Source organism: Butyrivibrio hungatei, assembly GCF_900101605.1.
Taxonomy (GTDB): domain Bacteria; phylum Bacillota; class Clostridia; order Lachnospirales; family Lachnospiraceae; genus Butyrivibrio; species Butyrivibrio hungatei_B.
Map to the genome: position 1 here is coordinate 18786 of NZ_FMUR01000016.1, position 26649 is coordinate 45434.

23 protein-coding genes and 7 tRNA genes are annotated in these 26649 nt (G+C 42.7%); 29 read left to right on the forward strand and 1 reads right to left on the reverse strand.

What is annotated here, in order from left to right; translation table 11 throughout:
* The first annotated feature begins 2 nt into the window (after positions 1–2).
* The 29 genes from BLP87_RS12380 to BLP87_RS16100 all read left to right on the forward strand — a co-directional run bounded on the left by BLP87_RS12380 (position 3) and on the right by BLP87_RS16100 (position 24973).
* Positions 3–779, forward strand: coding sequence for a Cof-type HAD-IIB family hydrolase (locus BLP87_RS12380; RefSeq protein ID WP_074462950.1), 777 nt, complete (start codon positions 3–5; stop codon positions 777–779).
* Positions 780–912: 133 nt separating this feature from the next.
* Positions 913–1836: a thioredoxin-disulfide reductase gene (gene trxB / locus BLP87_RS12385; RefSeq protein ID WP_083334607.1), complete on the forward strand. Its 924-nt coding sequence runs from the start codon at positions 913–915 to the stop codon at positions 1834–1836.
* 215 nt (positions 1837–2051) lie between these two features.
* Entirely contained in the window at positions 2052–3431 is a 1380-nt protein-coding gene (locus BLP87_RS12390) for a C40 family peptidase (protein ID WP_242871864.1), read from the forward strand.
* 562 nt (positions 3432–3993) lie between these two features.
* Positions 3994–4524: a ribosome hibernation-promoting factor, HPF/YfiA family gene (hpf, locus tag BLP87_RS12395; RefSeq protein WP_074462952.1), complete on the forward strand. Its 531-nt coding sequence runs from the start codon at positions 3994–3996 to the stop codon at positions 4522–4524.
* On the forward strand, positions 4521–6635 hold the full coding sequence (locus BLP87_RS12400) for a CotH kinase family protein (protein WP_074462953.1): 2115 nt from the start codon (positions 4521–4523) through the stop codon (positions 6633–6635). Before hpf ends, BLP87_RS12400 begins: the two co-directional genes overlap by 4 nt.
* A 199-nt stretch (positions 6636–6834) precedes the next feature.
* Positions 6835–8025 (forward strand): acetyl-CoA C-acetyltransferase, encoded by a 1191-nt coding sequence (locus BLP87_RS12405; RefSeq protein ID WP_074462954.1) that lies wholly within the window; start codon positions 6835–6837, stop codon positions 8023–8025.
* Between the two features lie 115 nt (positions 8026–8140).
* Positions 8141–8935 (forward strand): enoyl-CoA hydratase-related protein, encoded by a 795-nt coding sequence (locus BLP87_RS12410; protein ID WP_026656769.1) that lies wholly within the window; start codon positions 8141–8143, stop codon positions 8933–8935.
* Between the two features lie 194 nt (positions 8936–9129).
* On the forward strand, positions 9130–10002 hold the full coding sequence (locus BLP87_RS12415) for a 3-hydroxyacyl-CoA dehydrogenase family protein (protein ID WP_026514596.1): 873 nt from the start codon (positions 9130–9132) through the stop codon (positions 10000–10002).
* Between the two features lie 184 nt (positions 10003–10186).
* Positions 10187–11347 carry an acyl-CoA dehydrogenase gene (locus BLP87_RS12420; protein WP_074462955.1) on the forward strand — a complete coding sequence of 387 codons (1161 nt, stop codon included), beginning with the start codon at positions 10187–10189 and terminating at the stop codon, positions 11345–11347.
* Positions 11348–11391: 44 nt separating this feature from the next.
* A complete protein-coding gene (locus tag BLP87_RS12425) occupies positions 11392–12183 on the forward strand; it encodes an electron transfer flavoprotein subunit beta/FixA family protein (RefSeq protein ID WP_026514598.1) in 792 nt (263 codons plus the stop codon).
* 25 nt (positions 12184–12208) lie between these two features.
* On the forward strand, positions 12209–13255 hold the full coding sequence (locus BLP87_RS12430) for an electron transfer flavoprotein subunit alpha/FixB family protein (RefSeq protein ID WP_074462956.1): 1047 nt from the start codon (positions 12209–12211) through the stop codon (positions 13253–13255).
* 110 nt (positions 13256–13365) lie between these two features.
* The gene (locus tag BLP87_RS12435; RefSeq protein ID WP_074462957.1) at positions 13366–14376 is read left to right on the forward strand and encodes an energy-coupling factor ABC transporter permease; all 1011 of its coding nucleotides are present in this window, start codon (positions 13366–13368) and stop codon (positions 14374–14376) included.
* A complete protein-coding gene (gene cbiQ / locus BLP87_RS12440) occupies positions 14376–15149 on the forward strand; it encodes a cobalt ECF transporter T component CbiQ (protein WP_074462958.1) in 774 nt (257 codons plus the stop codon). The genes BLP87_RS12435 and cbiQ overlap by 1 nt, the downstream gene beginning before the upstream one ends.
* Before the next feature lie 43 nt (positions 15150–15192).
* Entirely contained in the window at positions 15193–15912 is a 720-nt protein-coding gene (locus BLP87_RS12445; protein WP_074462959.1) for an energy-coupling factor ABC transporter ATP-binding protein, read from the forward strand.
* A 138-nt stretch (positions 15913–16050) separates the two neighbouring features.
* Positions 16051–17232 carry a DUF4885 family protein gene (locus tag BLP87_RS12450; protein ID WP_074462960.1) on the forward strand — a complete coding sequence of 394 codons (1182 nt, stop codon included), beginning with the start codon at positions 16051–16053 and terminating at the stop codon, positions 17230–17232.
* Between the two features lie 43 nt (positions 17233–17275).
* Entirely contained in the window at positions 17276–18451 is a 1176-nt protein-coding gene (locus tag BLP87_RS12455; RefSeq protein WP_026656774.1) for an acetyl-CoA C-acetyltransferase, read from the forward strand.
* Positions 18452–18524: 73 nt separating this feature from the next.
* Complete coding sequence (locus tag BLP87_RS12460; RefSeq protein WP_074462961.1) at positions 18525–19664, forward strand: HD domain-containing phosphohydrolase; 1140 nt, start codon at positions 18525–18527, stop codon at positions 19662–19664.
* A 65-nt stretch (positions 19665–19729) separates the two neighbouring features.
* Positions 19730–19803, forward strand: a tRNA-Arg gene (locus BLP87_RS12465).
* A gap of 91 nt (positions 19804–19894) precedes the next feature.
* On the forward strand, positions 19895–21043 hold the full coding sequence (locus BLP87_RS12470; protein WP_074462996.1) for a THUMP domain-containing class I SAM-dependent RNA methyltransferase: 1149 nt from the start codon (positions 19895–19897) through the stop codon (positions 21041–21043).
* A 25-nt stretch (positions 21044–21068) separates the two neighbouring features.
* Positions 21069–22112, forward strand: coding sequence for an N-acetylmuramoyl-L-alanine amidase family protein (locus tag BLP87_RS12475; RefSeq protein WP_176756649.1), 1044 nt, complete (start codon positions 21069–21071; stop codon positions 22110–22112).
* Positions 22109–22729: an RdgB/HAM1 family non-canonical purine NTP pyrophosphatase gene (gene rdgB, locus BLP87_RS12480; RefSeq protein ID WP_074462963.1), complete on the forward strand. Its 621-nt coding sequence runs from the start codon at positions 22109–22111 to the stop codon at positions 22727–22729. Before BLP87_RS12475 ends, rdgB begins: the two co-directional genes overlap by 4 nt.
* A 78-nt stretch (positions 22730–22807) precedes the next feature.
* On the forward strand, positions 22808–23287 hold the full coding sequence (locus BLP87_RS12485) for a metallophosphoesterase family protein (protein ID WP_074462964.1): 480 nt from the start codon (positions 22808–22810) through the stop codon (positions 23285–23287).
* Positions 23288–23406: 119 nt separating this feature from the next.
* Positions 23407–23481: transfer RNA gene (locus BLP87_RS12490), tRNA-Pro, on the forward strand.
* A 38-nt stretch (positions 23482–23519) separates the two neighbouring features.
* A tRNA-Gly gene (locus tag BLP87_RS12495) sits at positions 23520–23590 on the forward strand.
* Between the two features lie 146 nt (positions 23591–23736).
* Positions 23737–23810: transfer RNA gene (locus BLP87_RS12500), tRNA-Arg, on the forward strand.
* A 10-nt stretch (positions 23811–23820) separates the two neighbouring features.
* Positions 23821–23894 (forward strand) — tRNA-His (locus tag BLP87_RS12505).
* A gap of 126 nt (positions 23895–24020) precedes the next feature.
* Positions 24021–24092 (forward strand) — tRNA-Gln (locus tag BLP87_RS12510).
* 47 nt (positions 24093–24139) lie between these two features.
* Positions 24140–24212 (forward strand) — tRNA-Lys (locus BLP87_RS12515).
* Between the two features lie 290 nt (positions 24213–24502).
* Positions 24503–24973, forward strand: coding sequence for a hypothetical protein (locus BLP87_RS16100; RefSeq protein WP_074462965.1), 471 nt, complete (start codon positions 24503–24505; stop codon positions 24971–24973).
* Positions 24974–25166: 193 nt separating this feature from the next.
* Here the strand turns inward: BLP87_RS16100 and BLP87_RS12525 are convergent, their stop codons facing one another.
* On the reverse strand, positions 25167–26525 hold the full coding sequence (locus BLP87_RS12525) for an MATE family efflux transporter (RefSeq protein WP_074462966.1): 1359 nt from the start codon (positions 26523–26525) through the stop codon (positions 25167–25169).
* Between the last annotated feature and the right edge of the window lie 124 nt (positions 26526–26649).

The following is a 26649-nucleotide window of genomic DNA, read 5'->3' on the forward strand; positions in this document are numbered from 1 at the left end:
TAATGATTCTATTTTTTGATATTGACGGAACGCTTTGGGACTACAAGAATTACATCCCGGAGAGCACAAAAGAAGGAATAAGGAAGGCAAAGAAGAACGGGCATAAGTGCTTTATAAATACAGGAAGATCAAGATCTTTTGTAAGCAATCAAGAACTATTGGGAATGGGTTTTGACGGTATCGTTTCGGCGTGCGGATGTATGATCGAATACGACGGAAAGACTATTTACAACAGAATTATGGATAAAGATGATGCGATAAGAACTGTGGAAACGGTTCAAAGATATGGATTCAGACCAATCCTTGAAGGCCCGGAATATCTCTATATGGAAAGAAAAGATTTTGAAAATGATATGTACGGCAGAAAAGTTATGGCGGATATGGGAGACAGGCTTCGCGGTATTGATGATAATTGGGGAAACTGGCAGATCAACAAATTGTCATGCGCGACGACGGGATGTGATACCAAGAGCTGTTTTGCTGAGCTTGAAGATCTTTATGATTACATGATCCACAACGAGCATGTTGTAGAGATGGTTCCCAAGGGCTTTAATAAGGGGACGGGAATTGAGAAAGTCTGTGAACTCTTATCTGAAGATGTAAAAAATACTTTCGCTTTTGGTGACAGCGTAAATGATATGGAAATGATGCAGACTGCAGGAACGGCTATTGCAATGGGAAGATGCGCTGATGAGATCGCGGATATAGCGGACTTTGTCACAACTCATCTTGAGGATGACGGAATTTGGAATGCGCTTAAAAAGTATGAGCTTGTATAGTCGGTTTAATTGGTTATAAAAATTTTACTTTTAAAAAATTCGAAATAGTGATAGGATTAGATTGCGCACAATCTAATCCATTTTGTTTATATAGGAAATTTTGTAGATTTTAATCAGTTAGGAGGAAATGCAAATGTTTGATCTTATAATTATCGGTTCGGGACCTGCCGGTCTTTCTGCAGCTGTATATGCTAAGAGAGCCGGACTTAATATGCTTATTATAGAAAAAAATCCTGTGAGTGGAGGACAGATAATCGATACGTATGAAGTTGACAATTATCTTGGAATCCCGGGTGTCAACGGATTCGATCTTGCAATGAAATTCAGAGAGCATGCAGATAAGCTCGGTGCGGAGTTTGCTGACGGAATAGTTACCGGAATCGAGAAGCTTCAGGGCGAAAACGGCAAAACTGTATTTAAGGTAAATACCGAGAATGCAAGTTATGAGACACGTACGGTTGTTATAGCTGCCGGGGCTCATCATTCCAAGCTCGGAATTCCCGGAGAAGAGGAATATATCGGAAAGGGCGTTTCGTATTGTGCAACTTGCGACGGAGCTTTTTACAAGGGCAAGGTTGCGGCTGTTAACGGCGGCGGAGACGTTGCTGTGGAAGATGCCATTTTCCTTGCGAGATTCTGTGAGAAAGTATATCTCATCCACAGAAGAGACGAGCTTCGCGCTGCGAAGATCCTTCAGGATGAACTTTTTGGACTTCCTAATGTGGAAGTTATCTGGGACAGCGTAGTACAGGAGATAAAGGGCGAAGATAAAGTTACAACACTCAGAGTTAAAAATCTTAAAGAAAATACAGACAGTGACCTTAACGTTGACGGAATTTTCGTGGCAATAGGCATACATCCCACAACGGAAAGTTTTGCCAATATTGTCGAATGTGACGAAAACGGTTATATAATTGCGGGTGAAGATTGTGCAACAAATGTACCCGGAATCTTTGCTGCAGGCGATTGCAGAAAAAAAAGACTTCGTCAAATTGTTACTTCGGTGGCAGATGGCGCAAATGCAGTAACTGCGGCTCAGGATTACCTTATACTGTAAATAAATGCGTTATATACAAATAATTAGCGGAATAAGAATTTTTTGTGAAAAATATATACGAAAATTGTCCTTAAAATTTGTTTGTTGTGTATTTTTTTCAGTAATACTCTGGGAATATTGAATTTTTGGTGAACGCGTTGCAAAAGTTGACAAATGGAAGCAAATAGCGTATATTTGTATATGCGTAACAAAAATGTAACAAACCGGAGGTTATTTTGAAAAAAACTGCTAAACAGATTATGACCGCTAGTGTTGTAGCTGCAATAACAATTTCCAACATGAATAGTGTAATAGTACATGCTGCACCTTCAAGGAGAGTAACGAGCGTTTTGCCTCAGGCAGGTTTTACATACGCTCTGGGAGATAATCAAGTATCACTTTCAACTCTTCAGAACAGTATCGACGAAGAGAGTGGATCTGACAAAGGAGCGAGTAAGAAATCGGGGAAATCGGGAAGTCATGGTGATTCTTCAACAATCAGTAAGTCTGTTGCCGATAAGATCGAGTTAAGTTCTGCCGTTACCGATGCGACACCTAATGCTTCAAATATTACAAGCAGTCTTCTTCGTGATATTTTGAATGCGACCGGATCCGTAAGCGGAGACGAGGCGGAAGGTGAAGAACAGTCCCAGGATGAAACAGAAGCAAGTAATGTTGACAATTTGGTAGTTGCCAAAGCTGAGGGTTATGTAAATATTCGTGATAACCCGAGTGAGACAAATGGCGAGAAAATTGGTAAACTTTATGATAAATCTGTCGGTACTCTTATAGAAGAGAAGGACGGATGGTACAAGATCAAATCAGGTGATGTTACAGGTTGGGTTAAGGCTCAGTTCTGTATGATAGGACAGGAAGCTGCGGATTATGCTCAGGAAGTTGCTACCCAGATGGGTACTGTAAAGACTGAGGAAGGTGTTCTTAAGACCAGAAAAGGACCCGGTACAGATACCGATGTAATGGGTTATGTATCATCAGCTGAAGAAGTTATTATTCTTGGCGAAGAGGATGACAGCGAAGGAAGAAAATGGTACAAGATAAGCATGGAGGAAGGTGACGTATTCATTTGTGCCGATTACGTTAAACCTTGGCTCGATTACAAAGTGGCTGAATCTAATGACGCTGAGAAGAAACGTCTCGCAGAAGAAAAAGCTAAGACTGATGCCAATAAGAAAGCTGCCAGCAAGAATACATCCGATAAGGCTGTAAAAGATGGATATAAATCAGCTGCTTCTTATACAACAGAGACAAGCTCAATCGGATCTGCGGTTGCAGAATTTGCTAAACAGTTCGTTGGTAATCCTTATGTTTACGGCGGAACAAGTTTGACAAACGGTGCTGACTGCTCAGGATTTGTAATGAGTGTATATCAGAACTTCGGTGTAAGTCTTCCTCACAGTTCTGCTGCTGACAGAACTCAGGGTGCTGCAGTCGATGGACTTGCAAATGCACAGCCGGGTGATATCGTATGTTACTCAGGTCACGTTGCTATCTACATTGGTGGCGGACAGATTGTACATGCTTCAACAGCTAAGACAGGTATTAAGATTTCTAACGCTGATTACCGTAAGGTACTCGCAGTAAGAAGAATCTTGTAATTGAATATTGAATTAAATTTGAAAAGGAACTGTATAAACGGTTCCTTTTCTTTTTGAGCAGAGCACTTGCCGAGGTCCTTTCGAGGCTAGTGCGAGCCATGGGGATACACTTAGCAAGGTTTTTCACGAGCTTAGTGTATATCCCAGAGCAGTCCGAAGCACTTGCCGAGATTTGGATGAATGTTTTCAATAAAGTGCACATAATAACAAAAGTCAATAACAAAAAGATTATTTTTTGAGAACAAATAATTCATAAGTTATCCACAAAATATGAGAAAAATTGTCTAAAAAATGGACTTATACACGAAGTTATCCACATTATCCACGGAAATATATCGAATAAATTGATTTATCCACGTTAAAAACCATGAAATAATTTTGTGCATCATTCACAAAAAAAGCGAAAATATTAAAAGAAGTGGGTCAATTTTCGCTTATAAAATGTACTTATCGGGCTCAAAATGGTATACTGTACATATATAAAAAACGGCTGATGTGTGGTGGGAGTCAAATCTTAATATTGATGAAACATTACACAGGTCGAAGCAAAGGGGATGATTGCATGAAATTTACTATTGTAGGCAAGAACATTGATGTAACACCCGGACTTAAGGCAGCGGTAGAAGAGAAGATCGGAAAACTTGAAAAGTATTTCACCTCTGATACGGATGCCAATGTTACCCTCAGCGTTGATAAGGATAGACATAAGATCGAGGTTACCATTCCCGTAAAGGGCAAAATTATCCGTGCAGAGCAGGTCAGCAATGACATGTATGTATCGGTTGACTTGGTAGAGGAGGTTATTGAGCGACAACTTAAGAAATACAGAAGTAAGATCGTTGACAAGCAGCAGGCTGAAGTCAGCAACTTCAAGAAAGAATATCTTGAGGCTGATTACACGGATGAGGAGACTATCCGCATCGAGAGGATCAAGAAATTCGATCCAAAGCCTATGTATGCAGAAGATGCGTGTGTTCAGATGGAACTTTTGGGACATAACTTCTTTGTATTTGTTAATGCAGAAACAGATATGGTTAATGTAGTTTATAAGAGAAAAGGAAATACATACGGATTGATAGAGCCTGAAGTATGATACGAGAATTCTTTTTTGGCAAAATTAAATATACCATAGTAGTTACAGGGTTGCTGGCTGTCAGCGCAGCAACCCTTTTTTATTGTAGCCGTTTCAAAGATACCGGATCGGTTGTCATAAACGAAGTTTGTGCGGATAATTTCAGCGCATACAGAAATGATGCGGGAGAGTACACGGATTATGTGGAACTCTTCAATATGTCCGATTCGGAAGTTTCGGGATTATACATTTCCGATAGTAGAAAAGAGCTGAAGAAATTCAGAATTGACGCGGCGATTCCTTCAAACGGATTTTATGTGGCCGCTGTTTCCAAAGGTGCGGACAGTGGCTTTGGTATAAGCAAAGACGGTGAAACGATTTTTTTAAGTGATGAAGACGGCAATATGCTTGATGCTGTTACTGTTCCGAAACTTTCCTATAATGTGACTTATTCTAGAGCGCAAGACGGAAAGGGGAAATTTGATTCTTTTTCCGCAACTCCGGGAGAGACCAACAGCGAAGCTTTACATATCGAGACTTCTTTTATCGAAGGACCTGTGTTTTCTATAGAAGATGGATTTTATGAAGAGGGAACAGAGCTTAAGATCACGGCTTCGCCTTGGGTTAATATTTTTTACACCGATGACGGAAGTGTTCCCGATGAGAATTCACTAAAGTACAAGGGCGAGATTACTCTTACAGATGCGTCCGCAAAAGAAAATGTGTATGCGAATGAGATAATGTATCCGACTTACAATCCGCCGGGTTATAAGATCGACAAAGCAAATGTGATAAGTGCCGTAGCGGTAAACAAGTTTACGGGTAAGAAGAGTAAGGTTGTGACACATACGTATTTTGTGGGATTTGATAAGAAGGAAAAGTACAAGGACAAACAGATCATGTCGCTTGTATTTGATCCTGCGGATCTCTTTGACTATGAGAGAGGAATCTACACGCTTGGCAAGAAATACGATGAGTACAAGGAACTTGGCGGATTTATGGATCTGCCCGAAGATGAGGTTCCGGGAAGTTTTACGGATGCCAACGGCGAAGAGCATTACAGGAGTTATTTCACGAATTCTGAGTATTCGGGAAAAGAGTGGGAGAGAAAAGCGCATATGACTGCGTTTGATGCGGGGCATAAGGAGCTTTTTTCCCAGGATATAGGCGCGAGGATATCGGGTGAGTCCACAAGGTACGTGTATCAGAAAGCGCTTAATCTTTTTGCGAGAGATATTTATGATGACAGTAAGAAGTTTGAGAAGAGCTTTGTGTGTGACAATGAAAAGAAAGTGCGACTTCGTAAAGGTGACGGAAGGATAATCTATCAGGAGCCGTTCATACAGTCTGTGATAGGAGAAACGGGAATTCCTTTTCAGGATTCCGTTCCGGAAGTTGTATTTATAAACGGTGAGTACTGGGGAATCTACAATCTCAGAGAACAGTACGATGAAAACTATTTTGCCGAGCACTGCGGTATTCCGAAAAAGATGCTGTGGACTGAGAAAAACAGCGCTGTCGAGTGCGGCGATTCGCAGACGGATGAGAATTACAAAGCATTGTATGACCTTATGATGAATGGCGATATGAGCGATGATGCGGTATATTCTCAGGTTGAGAGTCAGATCGATATAGACAACATGATCGATTATTATTGCATGCTCCTATTTTTTAACAACACTGACATCAACGGCGGGCACAACAGATTTATGTTCAGGTCAAAAGAGCCGGGATACGGCGATTACGGTGACGGCAAGTGGCGATTTGCCGCGTACGATTTTGATATTACCTGTGAGGATGCGGAGGCTGACACGGTTTCGTATTACAGGGAGCTTGACGAGAAGATGTTTATGCCGGGATTTTTCTATGAAAGACCGGGATTTAAGGAGCTCTTTTACAATAGAATGGTTGAGCTTACGGAGAATGAGCTGTCCTACGAGCACCTGAGCAAGAAGCTTTCTGAGTGGGACAAGGTGTACCGCGAGCAGAATATCGAGACGGTCAGAAGGTTTGAAGAGGATGATTACTCCGAAGAAGAGTATGAAAAAGACCTTGCGGCGCTTGATTCGTTTTTTAAAAATAGAAAAGAAAATGTCCTTAAAATGCTTGAAAAAGATATAAAGGACAATTAGGAAAACATGGAGGAAACTTCCTGCGACGGTTTGGCATTTTGCTGAATAAAATCGTTTGTGGGGAGTTTCTTTTTATTGCATTTGCCAAGGGGGTATGCTACAATAAACCTGTTCTGACAAAAATTTGTCAATCAAAGGTTTTATATGAAAAATCAAATAAAGGACAGATAATTTTTTTAAAAAACGGAGGTAATACGTTATGGCACAGAAAGTAGTATTAGCGGGCGCGTGTAGAACGGCTATCGGCAAGATGGGTGGAGCACTCAGCAACACACCGGCAGCAGAGCTTGGTTCTATCGTTATCAAGGAAGCACTTAATCGTGCAGGTGTTAAGCCTGAGCAGGTCGATGAAGTTCTTATGGGTTGCGTTATCCAGGCAGGTCTTGGACAGAACGTTGCCAGACAGGCTTCAATAAAGGCCGGTCTTCCTATCGAGACTCCTGCAGTAACTCTTAACGTAGTTTGCGGATCAGGTCTTAACTGTGTCAATATGGCAGCTGATCTTATCAAGGCAGGAGAGGCTGATATAGTAGTAGCAGGCGGAATGGAGAACATGTCTATGGCTCCTTACGCACTTCCCAATGCACGTTTCGGATATCGTATGAACAACGGAACAGTTGTAGATACAATGGTAAACGATGCTCTTACAGATGCATTCAATCACTATCACATGATGATAACAGCAGAGAATATCTGCGACAGATGGAACCTTTCAAGAGAAGAGCTTGACGCATTCTCAGCTAACTCTCAGCAGAAGTGCGAGAAGGCTATGGCTGAAGGCAAGTTCAACGACGAGATCGTTCCCGTTCCTGTTAAGGTTAAAAAAGAAATCGTAGACTTCAAGGTTGATGAGGGCCCTCGTGCCGGAACAACTGCTGAGTCTCTTGCAAAGCTTAAATGCTGCTCAGGTAAGGAAGGCGGACTTGTAACAGCAGGTAACGCTTCAGGTATCAACGACGGTGCTGCAGCTATCGTTGTTATGAGCGAAGAGAAGGCTAAAGAGCTCGGAATCAAGCCTATGGCTACATGGGTTGGCGGAGCACTTGCAGGTGTTGAGCCTGAGGTTATGGGTATCGGACCTGTTGCAGCTACAAACAAAGTTCTTAAGAAGACAGGACTTTCACTTGACAATATCGATCTTATCGAGGCTAACGAGGCATTTGCAGCACAGTCTGTTGCAGTAGCCAAGGATCTCGGATTCGATATGAACAAGGTTAATGTAAACGGTGGTGCTATCGCACTCGGACATCCTGTTGGAGCTTCAGGATGCCGTATCCTTGTAACTCTCCTTCACGAGATGGGCAGAAGAGCAGACGCTAAGAAGGGCCTTGCTACTCTTTGCATCGGTGGCGGAATGGGTTGCGCTACAATCGTTGAAAAGTACGAGTAATATAAGAATTCAAACTGAAGCGGTCTGCCGCGCTTGCGCTGAGCAGACTGCTTTAGCTTGATGACCGCGTATATCACGAAAAAATATAAATTGAATATTCAAAGGAGATAAAGACATGAGTTTTGTAAATTGCGAAGTTAAAGACAAGATCGCTGTTATTACAATCAATCGTCCTGAAGCACTCAATGCACTTAACTCACAGGTACTTGATGACCTTAATGCTGCTTTTGACAGCATCGACGTTAATGTTGTAAGAGCTGTTGTTCTTACAGGTGCAGGCGAAAAGTCTTTTGTTGCAGGTGCTGACATCGGAGAGATGAGCACACTCACAAAGGCTGAGGGTGAAGCTTTCGGTAAGAAAGGTAACGACGTATTCCGTAAGATCGAAGAGTTCCCGCTTCCTGTTATCGCTGCAGTTAACGGATTCGCTCTTGGCGGCGGATGCGAGATTTCAATGAGCTGTGATATTCGTATCTGCTCAGAGAACGCTATGTTTGGTCAGCCTGAGGTTGGTCTCGGAATCACACCCGGATTTGGCGGAACACAGAGACTTGCACGTCTTATCGGTGCAGGAATGGCTAAGCAGCTTATCTACACAGCACGTAACATCAAGGCAGACGAGGCTTACAGAATCGGACTTGTTAATGCCGTATATCCTCAGGAAGAGCTCCTTGCAGCTGCTGAGAAGATGGCATCACAGATCGCTGCAAATGCACCTATCGCTGTTCGTGCTTGCAAGAAGGCTATCAACGATGGACTTCAGACAGACATTGATGCTGCACTTGTAATCGAAGAGAAGCTCTTTGGCTCTTGCTTCGAGACAGAGGATCAGAAAGAGGGTATGGCGAACTTCCTCAGAAAGAAAGACGATCCGAAGAAAGTTAAAGTTGTAGATTTTAAAAATGCTTGACTAGGGATTCAAAGTTCTGAAGTGTTTTGCTTGCAAAATACACTTCAGAACCTTGAAGACCGGCATTTTTATGAGGAAGAAGTGCGTTAGCACGGATTCCGAATAAAAATAGCATGACGGGAGCGTAAGCGGAGTCATGCGTAGGCATGCATATGCACATAAACATAATATTTTATATATAGGAGGATTTTATAATGAAAGTAGCTGTTATTGGCGCAGGTACAATGGGCTCAGGAATTGCTCAGACATTTGCTCAGGCAGAGAGCGTAGAGAAAGTATATCTTTGCGATATCAAGACTGAGTTTGCAGAGGGCGGATTTGCTAAGATCAAGAAGGGACTTGATAAGCAGGTTGCTAAGGGAAAGAAGACTCAGGAAGAGGCTGATAAGATCACAGGAAAGATTCAGACAGGTCTTAATGACATCTGTGCTGACGCAGATCTTGTAGTAGAGGCTGCTCTTGAGGTTATGGATATTAAGAAGAACCTCTTCAAAGAGCTTCAGGATAACATCGTTAAGAATCCTGATTGCATCTTTGCATCAAACACATCATCTCTTTCAATCACAGAGATCGGATCGGGACTTGCAAAGCCTATCATCGGTATGCACTTCTTCAATCCCGCTCCTGTTATGAAGCTTGTTGAAGTTATCCAGGGTGCAAACACACCTGCAGATATGGTTGACAAGATCAAGAAGATTTCTGAGGATCTTGGAAAGACTCCCGTACAGGTTAACGAGGCAGCAGGATTCGTTGTTAACAGAATCCTTGTTCCTATGATCAACGAAGGTATCTTCGTATATTCAGAAGGCGTTTCAGATATCCAGGGTATCGACACAGCTATGAAGCTTGGATGTAACCATCCTATGGGACCCCTTGAGCTCGGTGACTACATCGGACTTGATATCGTTCTTGCTATCATGGATGTTCTTTACTCAGAGACAGGTGATTCTAAGTATCGTGCTTGCCCTCTTCTTCGTAAGATGGTTCGTGGTAAGCAGCTCGGTGTTAAGACAGGAATCGGCTTCTACAATTACGCAGACGGAAACAAGGTTCCTACTGATAAATAATAATCACTTGCTGAGGTCTTTTCGAAGCTAGTGAGTATTATTGTTCCGGCGAGTGCTTTAGCACGAGAGCGGAACCTCTGCTTTTTAAGTATGAGAGCAGAACCTCTGCTTTTGTACGCACGAGAGCAGAACCTCATTATGAAAAATAATTATTATTTAAAGAAAAAATTTGGAGGAAATTATAATGGATTTTCAGCTTGATCAGCAACATGAAATGGCGAGAGCTCTTTTCAAAGAATTCGCAGAAAAAGAAGTTAAGCCACATGCAATAGACGTTGATGAGACAGAGGAATTCCCTATCGAAACTGTAAAGAAAATGCAGAAATTCGGTTTCATGGGTATTCCGATTCCCAAGGAATACGGCGGACAGGGATGTGACCCTCTTACATACGCTATGTGTGTAGAGGAGCTTGCTAAGGTATGCGGTACTACAGCAGTTATCGTATCAGCTCACACATCACTTTGCTGTGATCCTATCATGACATATGGTACAGAAGAGCAGAAGCAGAAGTACCTTGTTCCCCTTGCAAAGGGCGAGAAGCTCGGTGCTTTCGGTCTTACAGAGCCCATGGCAGGAACAGACGCTCAGGGTGTTCAGACTAAGGCTGTTCTTTCAGAAGACGGTAAAGAGTGGATCCTTAACGGTTCTAAGTGCTTTATCACAAACGGTGAGGTTGCTGATGTTTACATCATCATCGCTTACACAGATATCGTAGAAGATAAGAAGGGAAGAAAGCAGAAGAAGTTCTCAGCGTTCATCGTTGAGAAGGGAACTCCCGGATTCACATTCGGAACAAAGGAGAACAAGATGGGTATCCGTGGTTCTTCTACATACGAGCTTATCTTCCAGGATTGCCATATTCCTGCAGAGAACCTTCTCGGTGCTCGCGGAAAAGGCTTCAATATCGCAATGCACACTCTTGACGGCGGACGTATCGGTATCGCTGCTCAGGCTCTTGGTATTGCTGAAGGCGCACTTGACAGAACTGTTGAGTACGTTAAGGAGAGAAAGCAGTTCGGAAGATCAATCGGCGCTTTCCAGAACACACAGTTCCAGCTTGCTAACATGGCTACACAGTGTGAAGCTGCAAGGCTTCTTGTATATCAGGCTGCTGATGCAAAGAAGAATCAGGCATACTACGGCGTAGAAGCTGCTAAGGCTAAGCTTTTCGCTGCAGAAGTTGCTATGGATGTTACAACAAAGGCTGTACAGCTTCACGGTGGTTACGGATACATCAGAGAGTACGAAGTAGAGCGCATGATGCGTGATGCTAAGATCACAGAGATCTACGAAGGAACATCAGAAGTTCAGAGAATGGTTATCTCTGGCGCACTTTTGAAGTAATCACTTACATGGTATTGTGACAAAATAAATAAGGAGAAAAAATAATGAAAATTGTAGTTTGCGTTAAGCAGGTTCCCGATACAAAGGGCGGCGTTAAATTCAAACCCGATGGAACATTGGATAGAGGTGCTATGCTTGCAATCATGAACCCTGATGATAAGGCAGGACTTGAAGCAGCACTTAGATTAAAAGATCAGTACGGCGCAGAGGTTACAGTTCTTACAATGGGACTTCCTAAGGCTGAGGCTGTACTTAGAGAAGCATTTGCTATGGGCGCTGACAAGGGAATCCTTGTAACAGACAGAGTACTCGGCGGTGCTGACACATGGGCAACATCTTCAACTATCGCAGGTGCTATCAGAAACCTTGAGTATGATCTCATCATCACAGGCCGTCAGGCTATCGATGGAGATACAGCTCAGGTTGGACCTCAGATCTCTGAGCACCTTAACCTTCCTGTTATCTCTTACGCAGAAGAGATCAAAGTTGATGAGAAGGCTAAGACTGTAGAAGTTAAGAGACAGTTCGAAGACAGATATCACATTGTAAAGGCTAAGATGCCTTGCCTTGTAACTGCTCTTTCAGAGCTCAACGAGCCCAGATATATGACTCCCGGCGGAATTTTCGATGCTTTCGAGAAGGAAGTTACAGTTTGGGGCAGAGCAGATCTTAAGGACGTTGATGATTCTAACCTTGGACTTAAGGGATCACCTACACAGATTGCAAAGGCTTCTGACAAGGTTAAGAAGGGTCAGGGAGAGAAGGTTGTTCTTGACTCTGCTGATGAAGCAGTTGAATATCTGATGGGTAAGCTTGTAGAGAAGCATATCGTTTAATTAACATAGGAAAAGGAGAAGCGTCATGTCTTTAGAAGAATATAAAGGTGTATTTATCTTTGCTCAGCAGGTTGACAATGAAATTTCAAGCATTGCACTCGAGCTTCTGGGCAAAGCAAAGAATCTTGCAGAAGATCTTGATGAGAAGAAAGTTACTGCAGTATTACTTGGAAGCGAGGTTAAAGGTCTTGTTGACGAGCTCGCACAGTATGGTGCAGATAGAGTAATCGTAGTTGATGATCCTGCACTCAAGGATTACAGAACAGAGCCTTACACACATGCTCTTGCATCTGTTATCAATGAGTACAAGCCTGAGATCCTCCTTGTTGGTGCTACAGCAATCGGTAGAGATCTTGGCCCCAGAGTATCATCAAGAGTACATACAGGACTTACAGCTGACTGTACAAGTCTTGAGATCGGTGATTTCCCGATCAACCCTGTTGCAGGTCAGGAGCAGAAGCACAAGCAGCTTCTTATGACTCGTCCTGCATTCGGCGGAAACACAATCGCTACAATCGCATGCCCTGACTTCCGTCCTCAGATGGCTACTGTACGTCCCGGTGTTATGCAGAAGATTGATCCTATCAAGGGTGCTAAGGCAGAAGTTGTTGAATTCAATCCCGGATTCGAAGAGAACAACTGCTACACAGAGATCGTTAAGATCGTAAAGGAAGCTACAAGCGTAGCTGACATCCAGGCTGCTAAGATCCTCGTATCAGGTGGTCGTGGAGTTGGTTCTGCAGAGAACTTCAAGCTTCTTGATGATCTTGCAGAAGTTCTTAACGGAACAGTATCATGCTCACGTGCCGTTGTAGATTCAGGCTGGAAGCCCAAGGATCTTCAGGTAGGACAGACAGGTAAGACTGTTCGTCCCGCTCTTTACTTTGCTATCGGTATTTCAGGTGCTATCCAGCACGTAGCAGGTATGGAAGAGTCAGACATAATCATCGCTATCAACAAAGATGAGAATGCGCCTATCTTTGACGTAGCTGATTACGGTGTAGTAGGAGATCTTAACAAGATCCTTCCTGTACTCACAAAGAAGATTAAAGAAGCTCTTGCAGCTAAATAAATAAGTAAAAAGGTGCTCCACGAACCCCCTAGGGGGCTTGTGGAGCTTTTTTATTCTGCTGTATACTCTTTTATGGTGTTAAAAAAATAACAGTGTTGGAGGATATGGCTATGCATATGGCGGACGCATTGGTTGCTCCGGCAGTTGCCGGAACAATGTATGTATTATCTACAGGAGCAGCCGGAGTTTCTGTAAAGAAAGTAAGAGAGGAAAGTGATGAATCCAAGATTCCTGTAATGGGAGTTATGGGAGCATTCGTATTTGCTACACAGATGCTCAATTTCACAATCCCCGGTACAGGTTCATCGGGACATCTCTGCGGAGGAATGATGCTCTCAGCGATGCTCGGACCATTCGCCGGATTTCTTACAATGATAGGAGTGCTTCTTGTTCAGTGCCTGCTATTTGCGGACGGTGGACTTATGGCGCTTGGATGTAATGTCTGGAATATGGCATTCTACGGGTGCTTTATCGGATCTCTTTTGATATGGCGTCCCATCATGAAGAAAGGCGCTACGAAAATAAAAATTGCACTTGCATCGATATTTGGATGCGTTCTGACGTTGCAGCTGGGAGCATTCTCGGTTACTATAGAGACATTGATATCGGGAATTACGGAGCTTCCTTTTTCAACCTTCGTTGCAACAATGCAGCCTATCCACCTTGCAATAGGATTTGTTGAGGGACTTATCACATCAGCGGTTCTTATATTTATACATGAAGCAAGACCTGAACTTCTCTGGGGAATCGGCGAGAGCACAGAGAAAAGGGATGCTAAGCTTTCATTTAAGAAAACAATCATTACGATAGCAGTAGCAGCAGCACTTTGCGGCGGCGTTGTTTCACTTTTTGCATCTGCATTCCCTGACGGACTTGAGTGGTCCATGGAGCAGGTTGCGGGAACAACAGAGCTTGAAGCTCAGGGACAGGCTTACGAGACAGCGGAAGCAATCCAGGAGACAACATCTCTTTTGCCCGATTATGCATTCCCAGACAGCGAAGCGGCAGCGGGAACAAGCTTTTCGGGAATTGTCGGAGCGCTTATCGTTGCGGGACTTTCAGCAGCTTGCTGCTATGCATTCAGATTCTTTAGAAGAAAGACTGAGACTCAGACAGCTTAATGGACAGTATTGAGAAAAAAATCTTAGAACTGAACAGACTACAAGACATTCAGCAGCGTTCTCATTGGATGAATAACCTTCATCCTTTGGGAAAGCTGCTTATTAGCGTTATATACATCTTTTTGGTGACATCTATCGACAAGTATGACATCGTTACATTGATACTTATGTCGGTATATGTCATATTTACTTTTATAATCGGCGAACTTTCGGTGAAAGAGGGAATATACCGAATGAGACTGATCTTGCCGCTTGTGTTGTTCGTGGGGATATTCAATCCTTTTTTTGACAAGAGCAGTGTGATGGTTGCGGGCTTTGCGGTACGCGGCGGGATAGTGTCGATGCTCACGCTTGTTATCAAAGGGCTCTACACGGTCTTTGCAGTCTATGCGCTTATTGCGACGACATCTATAGACGATATCTGCTATGCGCTTAGGAGCATCAAGGTGCCCAAGATAATCGTTATTGTCATAATGCTGATATACAGATATATTGATGTTATGGCGGGCGAAGCGGACAGGATTTATACTGCGTACAGGTTAAGGGCGCCGGGGCAAAAAGGCATCGAATACAGATCCTGGGGCACTCTGGTTGGCCAGTGGCTTCTTCGCAGCATGGACAAGGCGCAGATCGTATATGAGAGTATGCTCCTTCGCGGATTTAGGGGCGATTTTATCCCTAAGAAAAAGGGGGTAAAAAAACTTGATGTGATATATCCGCTTGTCTGGGCGACAGTTCTTTTGCTCATAAGGTTTCATGCGTTTGGTGCATAAGCTTTGTGAATATGATGGGTAAAAATGGTTTGAGAGGTGTGTTATGAAAACCGGCGTAAACGGTGAACTTCTGAATATAGAGGGGCTGAGCTTTTCATATGAAAAAGACAATGCGGTCTTAAAAGACATTTCTTTTAAGGCAAACTACGGTGAGAGTATCGCGCTTGTCGGTGCGAACGGAATCGGTAAGTCTACGCTTATGAAGCTGATGGTTGGCTTGTATATGAACTACACGGGTGACATCACCGTTGCGGGACATAAGATGTGCAAAAAGAATCTCGACCACATAAGGGAGCACATCGGCTATGTTTTTCAGGATTCGGACAGTCAGCTCTTTTTATCAACCGTCGAAGACGATGTGGCATTCGGTCCTAGAAACTATGGGCTTTCTGAGAAAGAAGTTGAAGAAAGGGTTACAGAGGCTCTTAGGCTTGTAGGAATAGAGCGGCTTAGAAATAATAAGACATACAAATTATCGGGTGGTGAGAAAAAACTTTCGGCGATAGCCACGATTCTTTCGATGAAACCGGATATAATAATTATGGATGAACCTTCGATAGCCTTGGATCCGAGGAACAGGAAAAATCTTATCAAGGTGCTCACGGGAATCGGCGGGCTTAAAATCATAGCTTCGCACGACCTTGATTTTGTGAGAAATACCTGTGAGAGAACGATTCTTTTGGACGAGGGAACAATAGTTGCCGACGGAAGAACGGAAGATGTTATCGGAGACGAAAAGCTGTTAGAGGAACATGGACTTTAATGAGAAAAAGCGTAAACATTAATGCGTTGAGAGCTTATCATTAAAGTGATAAAATATTAATGATGTAGGTGTATGGTTTACTTCACTTAATGCTAGCAATTCAAGCGGAAGGTATCATGCATTTTTAGGTGAAAACATATGAGAGTATTCTTAAATGAAAAGGTTCATCAAAAATCATTGCTGATTGATTATCTTTTTGGAAATGGGAAAAATGAGAAAAATAATGTGAATTCCAAGGAGAAGAAATATGATAGAGACACTGTCACTATCAGTATGGAGGCAAAAGAGTTATCAATAAAAGATGCTAATGTCGATAGTTGCAGAAATACCAATATAGATAAAAGTATTGATTTAAAAAGCTATATTGATGCCGTTAAAAAAGAAAATGATAATGCGATTGAAAATGCCGGAACAAGCATAGATGGTGCGGGAGTTGAGCTAAAAACATATAAGGATGCGGTTCATGCTGCATTAACTGATAAGTATGAGAAATTGGTACAGGAGGCAAAGCGCCATTCTGATCCGGCGGCTTATATCCAGCAGAAATATTTTGATAAATCTTCACCTTATTATCAAAGTGATTTATCTGATGCTGAAAGATCTGCGGGATATAACAATGAAATGGATATGCTTAAAATGGGAAAGCTGAGTCATACTTATTATCAGGATTCTCTATTACGCGGATGTTCATTTGGAGCATATCAAAATGAAGAATATCAATTAAGCAGAAGAATGGTAAACAAGCAGGTTGAAAACATATTTAAAGAAGCAGATATAGATTTGAGTTTTTTGACCGATAAATGCATTTTTTATATTGATCCTTATACATATCATATTTCGGTTGATGGCGCTGATAAAGAGATAAAAGAGAAAATAGAAGATGCTCTTAATGTTGGTGACAACGGGAAAGAACTTTTTCTGCATATTTATAAAGCAACCCAACAGGAAAAATGTGAAAGTAATCAGATAGATAGAATCAGTAATCTAAAGTATCAAGCGAATGCAGCAATACATGAATATACCGGTTTAAATTTATATGAGATGTCACAAAGAGATGGGACATTTTATACAAAAGATGGTAAAGATATTCGTTTACAGCTTAAACAAGATATTGAAAAAAATATAAAAGATAATAAATACAATGCTCTTGAATATGTTAACCATCTACTCAATGAAGTAGGGAATATCGATTGGAAAAATACAGGTGATATGACGCTTGGCATTTCATATACACCGACCGGGCTTATGGATATAGGACAAAATATAATATTTGACGGATATAGTAAGCTTGATGGAACTAATTGGTATTCTGTATTATAGAAATGACATGATTTTTTTAAACGTAATTTTTGGAGGTAGACACATGAGAAAAGTAGTACTTGCAGGAGCATGCAGAACAGCAATCGGAACAATGGGGGGAGCACTTAGCACAACACCTGCTCCGGCACTTGGAACTATTGTTATCAAAGAGGCACTTAACCGTGCAGGAGTTAAACCTGAACAGGTTGACGAAGTATATATGGGATGTGTTATCCAGGCAGGACTTGGACAGAATCCCGCAAGACAGGCAGCATTAAACGCTGGTATTCCTGTTGAGGTTCCCGCTACAACAATCAACGTATTGTGCGGATCGGGTCTTCACTGCGTTAACCTTGCAGCTAAGCTTATCGGAATGGGAGATGCAGATATCATCGTAGCCGGCGGTATGGAGAACATGTCAATGGCTCCTTACCTTATGCAGCAGGGAAGATACGGATATCGTATGGGATCCGGAGAACTTCAGGATGCTATGATTAAAGACGCACTCACAGATGCTTTTGGCGGATATCATATGGGTATCACTGCTGAGAATATCGCAGAGCAGTGGCATCTTACAAGAGAGCAGCTCGATGAGTTTGCAGCATGGTCTCAGAACAAGGCTGAGAAAGCGATTGCAGACGGTAAATTCAAGGAAGAGATCGTTCCTGTAGAGATAAAGAAAAAGAAAGAGACAATCATTTTTGACACTGACGAAGGTCCGAGAAAGGGCGTTACAGCAGAGGGTATCGCACATCTTAAGCCCGCATTCAAGAAGGACGGCGTGGTTACAGCAGCAAATTCTTCGGGAATCAACGATGCCGCATCGGCAATAATCGTTATGAGTGAAGAGAAGGCAAAAGAGCTTGGTGTTAAGCCTCTCGGAACATGGATCGCCGGAGAGCTTGCAGGTGTAGAGCCCAGCATCATGGGAATCGGACCTGTAGCAGCTACTCAGAAAGTTATGAAAAAAGCCGGATATTCAATCGGTGATTTTGATCTTATCGAAGCAAATGAGGCTTTTGCCGCACAGTCAGTGGCTGTTCAGCATGACCTCGGATTCAGCAAAGATGTACTTAACGTAAACGGTGGAGCAATTGCACTTGGACATCCCGTTGGATGCTCAGGAAACAGAATTCTTGTTTCACTTCTGTATGAGATGCAGAGAAGAGATGTTCATAAGGGACTTGCAACTCTTTGTGTAGGCGGTGGAATGGGCTGCGCTGCAATCGTAGAGCGATAAATTACTTAAGAAAAAACTGATTGGTTCAGAGTTTTCTAAGATCGCTCCGCAGGGATGCGCATGGAGGCTTTTGATGGCTGATCGTTCAATTATGCTTGTTGATGACAATGACATCAACAGAGGTATTCTTGCAGAGATTTTTAAAGACAAGTACAACATCATAGAGGCAAGTGACGGAAGTGAAGCTGTGAGGCTTATAAATCAGGAAAGCTCAAAGCTTGCCGCCATATTGCTGGATGTTATTATGCCGGGAATGGACGGTTATGCCGTTCTTGAGGCGATGGTCAATCATGATAATCTAAACGAGAGAATTCCGGTACTTATGATCACTGCAGATACGTCGACCGAAGCGGAGAGAACCAGTTATGAAAAGGGCGCGGCTGACGTGATACATAAGCCTTTCGATCCTGTCATTGTCGACAGGCGTGTTTCCAAGGCTATTGAACTGTACGACCATAAGAACAATCTTGAGACAAAGGTTGACGATCAGACAAGAATCTTGAAAAAGCAGTTTATTTATTTGAAGAAACAAGAAGAAAGGCTACGATACAGCAATGAGAAAGTCATTGATACAATAGCGACCATCATTGAGTTTAGAAATATGGAGTCGGGATATCATCTTAAGAGGATCAAAGGATTCGTGAGGATACTTGCTCTTACGGCGATGAACAACTATCCCGAGATGGGGCTTACGCCGCATATGATAGAAGTATTGACACAGGCTTCCGCAATGCATGATGTAGGTAAGATCTCGGTTCCCGATTCAATCCTTCTTAAACCCGGACGACTTACATCGGAAGAGTTTGAAGTGATGAAGTCTCACACGACAAGAGGCTGTGAGATAATCGAGAAGCTCAAAGATATTCAGGATAAAGAATATTACGAAGCCTGTCTTGATATATGCAGGCACCACCACGAGAGATATGACGGAAGAGGATATCCCGACGGGCTTAAGGGTGAAGAAAACTCTATAGGAGCCCAGCTTACGGCCATTGCCGATGTATATGATGCGCTTGTAAGCGACCGTGTTTACAAATCTGCATATCCTGTGGATAAAGCCTATGAAATGATCAAGAATGGTGAGTGCGGAGTGTTTTCGCCAAAGCTTCTTGCATGCTTTGAATTTGCAAGACCTGACATGGAAAAACTCGTCGCACAGACCAAAGCGGCAGAGGCTGCCGAAAAAAACAGCTATTCTCCATATGGTAGTTAAAAAATATTATTGACAAAGACGCCCGTGGTACATATAATATAGTTTGTTGCCACGGGCGACATTATGTGAGTGTAGCTCAGCTGGATAGAGCGTCTGGCTACGGACCAGAAGGTCGCGAGTTCGAATCTTGTCACTCACATTACTACTTGGAAGCGTATCGGATTGATACGCTTTTTTCGTTTGTTTAAGTTTAGTGAAGCATATATTTTTTTATGGTATACTATCTTGGTATGAAAAAGATGGAATTGATAGCCCCTTGCCACTTTGGCCTGGAGGCGGTACTCAAAAAAGAAATAATAGATCTCGGCTATGACATAACTGAGGTCTCGGACGGCAGAATTACTTTCGCGGGTGATGCGGATGCGGTCTGCCGTGCAAATATCGGTCTTAGAACTGCGGAGAGGATTCTCATAAAAGTGGGAAGTTTTCACGCAGAGTCTTTTGAAGAGCTGTATCAGGGAGTGAAAGAGCTCCCGTGGGAAGAGTTCATACCGGAGCGTGGAAAGTTCTGGGTAAAAAAGGCATCAAGCGTTAAGAGTAAACTCTTTAGCCCTTCTGATATTCAGTCAATTACGAAAAAAGCTATAGTGGAAAAACTTAAACTCAGCTATCACACAGACTGGTTTAAGGAAGATGCCGAGAGCTACCCGATAAGAGTTTTTTTGATGAAGGACGAAGTCACGGTTGCGCTTGATACAACAGGCGATTCCTTGCATAAAAGAGGATACAGAAAGCTTGAATCCAAGGCGCCTATCGCGGAAAATCTTGCGGCTGCGCTTATAAAGCTTACGCCTTGGAACGGCAGCAGGATTCTTGTGGATCCTTTTTGCGGAAGCGGGACAATCCCTATCGAAGCTGCGATGATGGCGGCGAATATAGCTCCCGGAATGAACAGAAATTTCACGGCTGAGAGCTGGACACATCTTATCACGCCTCAGAATTGGAAGGATGTCAGGGAAGAAGCGCAGGATGAGATAATCACCGATATAGATGTCGATATTCAGGGCTACGACCTTGATCCCGAGATGGTGGAGATTGCCAGGATCAACGCAAGAAAAGCGGGCGTTGAGAAGATGATCCACTTCCAGACAAGAGATATAGCGGATTTAAGTCACAGGAAGAAATACGGATTTATCATCACAAATCCTCCGTACGGAGAGAGAATCGGTGATAAGGATATTCTTCCGAAGCTCTACAGAACAATAGGAGAAAGATATAAGAGCCTTGATGCATGGTCGATGTATTTGATAACAGGCTATGAGCAGGCTGAGAAATATATAGGCAAAAAAGCTGATAAGAACAGGAAAATCTACAATGGAATGATAAAGACTTATTTTTATCAGTTCATGGGACCAAAGCCTCCAAGAAGAAGCGAGTGAGCCAATTGTCATGAAAAAAGAGGAAATGAGAAAAGTAGCGGTCTTTGCAGCAGTATTTGGTGTTCTCTCTATCGCGCTTATGCTCCGCAGATCCGCAACCAAACATATACTTATAACGGATGCGGCAGAGATGCCCGTGAGCAGTATTGAGTCCGGAGATTCTTTTGACCTGCTGGTTCAAAAAGAAGATTCAAAAGACGGAAAGATGAAACTTATCATTCCTCTTGCGAAAAGCGTAAGCTCCGAGGATATCAAGCTTGAAGACAGATACTCGGATCATGAACTTCTTATCTATATTGACAGTAGAGAAGAAGGCTTTTATGGCGATAATGCAATTCTTTCAAATTCGGATATTTTGGAGAGCGCTGTCTGCTATGCCGAAAATGACGCCGGCAGTGTGTGCCTTGATTTTAAGCTTGACGGCTTTTATGCAAACGAGAGCGCGCTCACAGATCACAGCACTGTTGAGGTTGAGTTTTTCAGACCCAAAGACAGGTATGACAAGATTGTTCTGATCGATCCCGAAATAGATAAAACTTTTGGCGGCATTCTGCCCGGCAGCGGAGTCTCCGAAAACGACGTCACTCTTGATGTTGCGCAGAGGCTTAGAAGTATAGCCGAAAAAGATGTCGAGAATAAGATCAAGTTTTTTTTCACACATATGACGGATGCTGATATTTCGGATGAGAGTAAAGAACTGCTCGTAAAAGAATCCTGTGCCGATATGGCTGTCAAATTGGCGGCGTCAAAGTCTTCGGACAGGGATAACAACGGAATTGAGACGTATTATAACGGTACTTTTTTTATCAGAGATCTTAGCAATGTGAGATTTGCCGATATTGTGGAGCGAAGCTGCTCGGACAATACGGGAAACACGGCGCTTGGAATATATGAATGTGATGAGAGCGATGCTTTCATCCAAAACTCTGTGGTGCCTTCAGCCAAGATATCACTGGGATATCTTACGGGAAATAAAGACGCGGATAAGCTTGCTTCGGGCTCTTACAGGCAAAAGGCCGCTGAGGGTATCTATCAGGCGATTTTAGACGGCTATAAGGAGATGGAATGAGAATAGTATTTGCAACCGGAAATAACGACAAATTGAAAGAAATACGCGAGATTTTGGATACTCTGAACATAGAGATCATCTCGATGAAAGAAGCAGGTGTTTTTGAGGACGTGGAAGAGAATGGAAAAACATTTGCCGAGAACTCGATGATAAAGGCAACTTCGATAGCGCAGATTATTAAAGATAAGTTCCCTGAGGAAGCAAAAGAGACAATCGTTCTTGCGGATGATTCGGGACTTGAGATTGACTATCTGAACGGCGAGCCCGGCGTTTATTCGGCAAGATACATGGGAAAAGAAACATCATATACAGAGAAAAACAACAATCTTATCGAGAGACTTAACGGCGTTCCGGATAGCGAGCGTACCGCAAGATTTGTATGCGCGATATCTGCGGTTCTGCCTGACGGAAAAGAGCTTTCAACGGTTGGAACAATGGAAGGCATAATTGGATATGAGATTGCCGGAGTAAACGGATTCGGTTACGATCCTATCTTTTATCTTCCCGAGTACAAGAAGACAAGTGCAGAGATTTCCGCGGATGAGAAGAATGCTATAAGTCATAGAGGAAAAGCGCTTAGAGAGATGGCTAAACTCCTTAAAGAAGAACTGGCCTAGTCGTTTTGCGGCAGTTTTTTATATCTGCCTGTTGTTTAAGGTAATGCACGACAATGGTGCGAAACGGGAGATTGATTGATGCACAGATATTTGGTCGTGAGTGATACTCACGGTAGAGATGACAACTTTTATAAAGTTCTTGATATTGAAGGGAAACTTGACGGAATTATACACTGCGGAGACTTTGAGGGCTCCGAAGGGAAATTTGCCATTGCAGCCGATTGTCCGGTGTATTTTGTTGCGGGAAATAATGATTTTTTTTCAACGCTTGGAAGAGAGCTTTCATTTTCGCTGGACGGGCATAAGGCGTTCCTTACTCACGGACATCAGTACCTTGTAAGTATGGACCTTGAGAATCTTCGAAGTGAAGGGATTGCAAGGGGAGCTGAGCTGATTTTTTACGGACATACGCATAAGCCTGTGGCGAAGACCATGGGCGGTGTCTATATCTTTAACCCGGGAAGTCTCGCATATCCGAGGCAGGAGGGAAGAAGGCCGAGTTACCTCATTTTGACGATTGAAAACGACGATATAAAATATGAAATAAAATACCTGTAAATACGGGATTTTGCAATAAAAAAATATTTGAAAAATAAGAAAAAATGGTGTTGACAAGCCCCGAAAGTCTATTATATAATAAATCTCGCGTTACGGCTTAGACCTTAATGTGAACAAGACGGGGTGTGGCTCAGCTTGGCTAGAGCACCTGCTTTGGGAGCAGGGGGTCGCAGGTTCGAATCCTGTCACCCCGATCAGGGGATAAGCCAAAGATTAACTCAATATTGTTTATGCGGGTGTAGTTCAATGGTAGAACACTAGCCTTCCAAGCTAGATACGTGGGTTCGATTCCCATCACCCGCTTTGAGCAGAACACTTGGCGAGCTGAGAGAACTTGCTGAGGTTTTACCGAAGCTAGTTCGAACGTCTTCCGGCGAGCGAATGCGAGAGCGGAAGTTCCTTTTTATTAACGTCAAGTTCGGCAAATCAGTGCACTGCTTCTAAAACATGTGTCCGTAGCTCAGCTGGATAGAGCAACGGCCTTCTAAGCCGTGGGTCGGGGGTTCGAATCCCTTCGGGCACATTTTTATATGGTGGCTATAGCGTAGTTGGTTAACGCGCCAGATTGTGGTTCTGGAGACCGAGGGTTCGAGTCCCTCTAGCCACCCTGAGTAATCACTTGATAGATTATTTCAAATCGGTGCATTACTTGGTTCTGACAAGCACATAGTGCAAGTCTGGAACAACTTTTGTAATTGCTACAGCGGAGTATAGCGTTAAGCTCTTACAATCTTGGGCTATCGCCAAGCGGTAAGGCACAGCACTTTGACTGCTGCATACGACGGTTCGAATCCGGCTAGCCCAGTTAGCGGTGAGATGTTTCGTCGCAAGATAATTACATAATGAATACATGGGATATTAGCTCAGGTGGTAGAGCACTTGACTTTTAATCAAGTTGTCGGGGGTTCGAATCCCCCATGTCTCATTCAATGAAACTGTTCAGTCTATAGGCTGAGCAGTTTTTTGTTGCACAGGAAATTTCTCTGAAATGCTTATTCAACAAAAATGCTCCGCATGAGCTAAGCATTTGCTGAAGTTTTATCAAAGCTATTGCGTGCCATACAGAGTAGGATTGCGTAGATTGTGGAAGGGTAGTGCTGCAATTATCAAATGCCTCGATCTTTTTATGTAGGATAATTGCTTAGCAATACTGTTTATGTGAAGCGGGTGTATGACTTTTTCGGAAGATTTAGTACAGACGAGTCATGAGTTCGTATGAGATTTGCCGTAAAGATAAAGAGTTACATGACTTTTTTGAAGGTTTTTGCGCATATAGGTCATGAGGAACGTATGAGATTTGCCGTAAAGATAAAGGGTTGTATGACCTTTTTGGAGAGTTTGGGGCATATAGGTCATGAGATATGCATGAGATATGCCGAAAAGATAAAGAGTTGCATGACCTTTTTGGAAGAATTTGCACATATAGGTCATGGGCAGGCTTTGAAAATAGCGGTTTATGAAAGCAAGCACATGACCCGTGAGAGTAAAAATGAGCAAAAAGGTCATGAGCAGGTTGCGAAAATAGCGGTTTATGAAGGTGAGCACATGACCCGCGAGAGCAAAAGCGGACAAAAAGGTCATGAGGCGCATATGAGATGCGCCTCCAAGATAAAAAGTCACCGTCCCGGTATACAAAAAAGCACCAACCGCTATGTACCGCCCAAAAAAAGTCAGACCAAAATCTAATAATCTAACAATTGGAGGTCGGTACAATAAGCAGTCAGTGCTTTGCGTCGTAGACAAGCTAAATAGTCAGTGTTTTTGACATTTACAACAAGCTAAGTAGTCGGTGTTTTGCCATAGACAATCTATGTAATCAATGTTTCTGCAGTATACAATCATACGTAAGTAAATGAGAAATAACCTTAAATACGGCACTTCATTTTATAATCTTATTTGCTTTAAATTTCATGTAATACAAGTAATAGAATAGGAACAGAATAGTAGTGGTTATCCATGTTATCGGATAGCTTGCTTCTATGGTCTCAATCTGCGGGTAAAAAGGAAGAACTCCCTTTATCCATACAATTCGAAGCGCGCAGATTCCGCACAGCGTGATGATCATAGGAATAATAGCTGTTCCCATTCCTCGAAGCGTTCCTGAAAAAATCTCAACACCCAGGAAAGTGAAATAGAAAGGAGCGAGGAAATGCATCATCTGAACACCGATAGATATCGTTTCAGGACTGTCAGGCGTAAAGAATGACATTAACTCAGCGGCTTTGAAATAGAAGATCAATGTGATGGGAATGGTGATCGACAATGCGATTCCAAAGGCACACTTAGTGCTTTCTTTTACCCTGTCAAGTCTACCTGCGCCGTAGTTTTGTCCTGAGAATGTTGTAACGGCGATTCCGAGAGAACTTATACCCATCCAGAATATTGAATCAAGTTTGCCATATGCTGCCCACGCGGCGATATAATTAAGCCCGAATCTGTTGATAGAGGTCTGAATGAGCAGGTTAGAAAAAGTATACATTGTAGATTGTATGGCGGCCGGAAGTCCAATGCTGATAATCTTTACAAGCATATGGATATCAAAGCGAATCTTGCGAAGTACAAGCTTATATGAGTCGTTTGCTCTTGTAAGTAAAAAGATAACAATACATGCGCTTATGAACTGGCATATTATTGTAGCGATGGCAGCGCCTGCAACACCCATTTTGAAATATACGACAAAGAGGATATCCAAAAAGATATTTATGAAGCAGCTCACTATCAAGACATACAGAGGTCTTTTTGAATCGCCTACAGCGCGCAAGATCCCGGCTCCTATGTTGTATACAAAGTTAAATACCATTCCCATAAAGAATATGCGCAGATATGTCACGGAAGAATCCACTATATCGGGAGCGGTATCCATGAGGATAACAATGCTCCTTGAAAAGGTATAGCCCAAATACGTAATAATAAGCCCACCAACGACCGCAAGAGCGATTGCGGTATGAACTGCCTTTGATACGTCTTCGTCCCTTCTGGCGCCGTAAAATTGCGCAATAATGACCGTTGCACCGGACGATAGTCCCATGAAGATTCCCACAAAGATATTTACGATGATAGCGGAAGATCCTCCGACGGATGCAAGCCCCTCGGGACCCAGTACATTTCCGACTATCAGAGTGTCGGATATATTGTAAAGTTGTTGGAAAAAAGAGCCCAAAAGAAGCGTAAGGAAGTACATGAGCATACTTCCCAGAATAGGCCCTGTTATGATCGAATTATCAATCTTTTTGTTCATAAAAAATTATCCCTCATAAAAATATTTACAGCAGATATTATAGCAGTAGTTGTAGAATAATTAAATCGTGATTATATAGATAAAATCGTTGATTGAGAGAAAAGAACTGTAATATTTGCTGGGA

What these genes read in the sequence shown, in the direction of transcription:
- BLP87_RS12380 (WP_074462950.1), top strand. Translation starts at nt 3, where the DNA reads ATGATTCTATTTTTTGATATTGACGGAACGCTTTGGGACTACAAGAAT.
- trxB (WP_083334607.1), top strand. Translation starts at nt 913, where the DNA reads ATGTTTGATCTTATAATTATCGGTTCGGGACCTGCCGGTCTTTCTGCA.
- hpf (WP_074462952.1), top strand. Translation starts at nt 3,994, where the DNA reads ATGAAATTTACTATTGTAGGCAAGAACATTGATGTAACACCCGGACTT.
- BLP87_RS12400 (WP_074462953.1), top strand. Translation starts at nt 4,521, where the DNA reads ATGATACGAGAATTCTTTTTTGGCAAAATTAAATATACCATAGTAGTT.
- BLP87_RS12405 (WP_074462954.1), top strand. Translation starts at nt 6,835, where the DNA reads ATGGCACAGAAAGTAGTATTAGCGGGCGCGTGTAGAACGGCTATCGGC.
- BLP87_RS12410 (WP_026656769.1), top strand. Translation starts at nt 8,141, where the DNA reads ATGAGTTTTGTAAATTGCGAAGTTAAAGACAAGATCGCTGTTATTACA.
- BLP87_RS12415 (WP_026514596.1), top strand. Translation starts at nt 9,130, where the DNA reads ATGAAAGTAGCTGTTATTGGCGCAGGTACAATGGGCTCAGGAATTGCT.
- BLP87_RS12420 (WP_074462955.1), top strand. Translation starts at nt 10,187, where the DNA reads ATGGATTTTCAGCTTGATCAGCAACATGAAATGGCGAGAGCTCTTTTC.
- BLP87_RS12425 (WP_026514598.1), top strand. Translation starts at nt 11,392, where the DNA reads ATGAAAATTGTAGTTTGCGTTAAGCAGGTTCCCGATACAAAGGGCGGC.
- BLP87_RS12430 (WP_074462956.1), top strand. Translation starts at nt 12,209, where the DNA reads ATGTCTTTAGAAGAATATAAAGGTGTATTTATCTTTGCTCAGCAGGTT.
- BLP87_RS12435 (WP_074462957.1), top strand. Translation starts at nt 13,366, where the DNA reads ATGCATATGGCGGACGCATTGGTTGCTCCGGCAGTTGCCGGAACAATG.
- cbiQ (WP_074462958.1), top strand. Translation starts at nt 14,376, where the DNA reads ATGGACAGTATTGAGAAAAAAATCTTAGAACTGAACAGACTACAAGAC.
- BLP87_RS12445 (WP_074462959.1), top strand. Translation starts at nt 15,193, where the DNA reads ATGAAAACCGGCGTAAACGGTGAACTTCTGAATATAGAGGGGCTGAGC.
- BLP87_RS12450 (WP_074462960.1), top strand. Translation starts at nt 16,051, where the DNA reads ATGAGAGTATTCTTAAATGAAAAGGTTCATCAAAAATCATTGCTGATT.
- BLP87_RS12455 (WP_026656774.1), top strand. Translation starts at nt 17,276, where the DNA reads ATGAGAAAAGTAGTACTTGCAGGAGCATGCAGAACAGCAATCGGAACA.
- BLP87_RS12460 (WP_074462961.1), top strand. Translation starts at nt 18,525, where the DNA reads ATGGCTGATCGTTCAATTATGCTTGTTGATGACAATGACATCAACAGA.
- BLP87_RS12470 (WP_074462996.1), top strand. Translation starts at nt 19,895, where the DNA reads ATGAAAAAGATGGAATTGATAGCCCCTTGCCACTTTGGCCTGGAGGCG.
- BLP87_RS12475 (WP_176756649.1), top strand. Translation starts at nt 21,069, where the DNA reads ATGAGAAAAGTAGCGGTCTTTGCAGCAGTATTTGGTGTTCTCTCTATC.
- rdgB (WP_074462963.1), top strand. Translation starts at nt 22,109, where the DNA reads ATGAGAATAGTATTTGCAACCGGAAATAACGACAAATTGAAAGAAATA.
- BLP87_RS12485 (WP_074462964.1), top strand. Translation starts at nt 22,808, where the DNA reads ATGCACAGATATTTGGTCGTGAGTGATACTCACGGTAGAGATGACAAC.
- BLP87_RS16100 (WP_074462965.1), top strand. Translation starts at nt 24,503, where the DNA reads ATGAGATTTGCCGTAAAGATAAAGAGTTACATGACTTTTTTGAAGGTT.
- BLP87_RS12525 (WP_074462966.1), bottom strand. Translation starts at nt 26,525, where the DNA reads ATGAACAAAAAGATTGATAATTCGATCATAACAGGGCCTATTCTGGGA.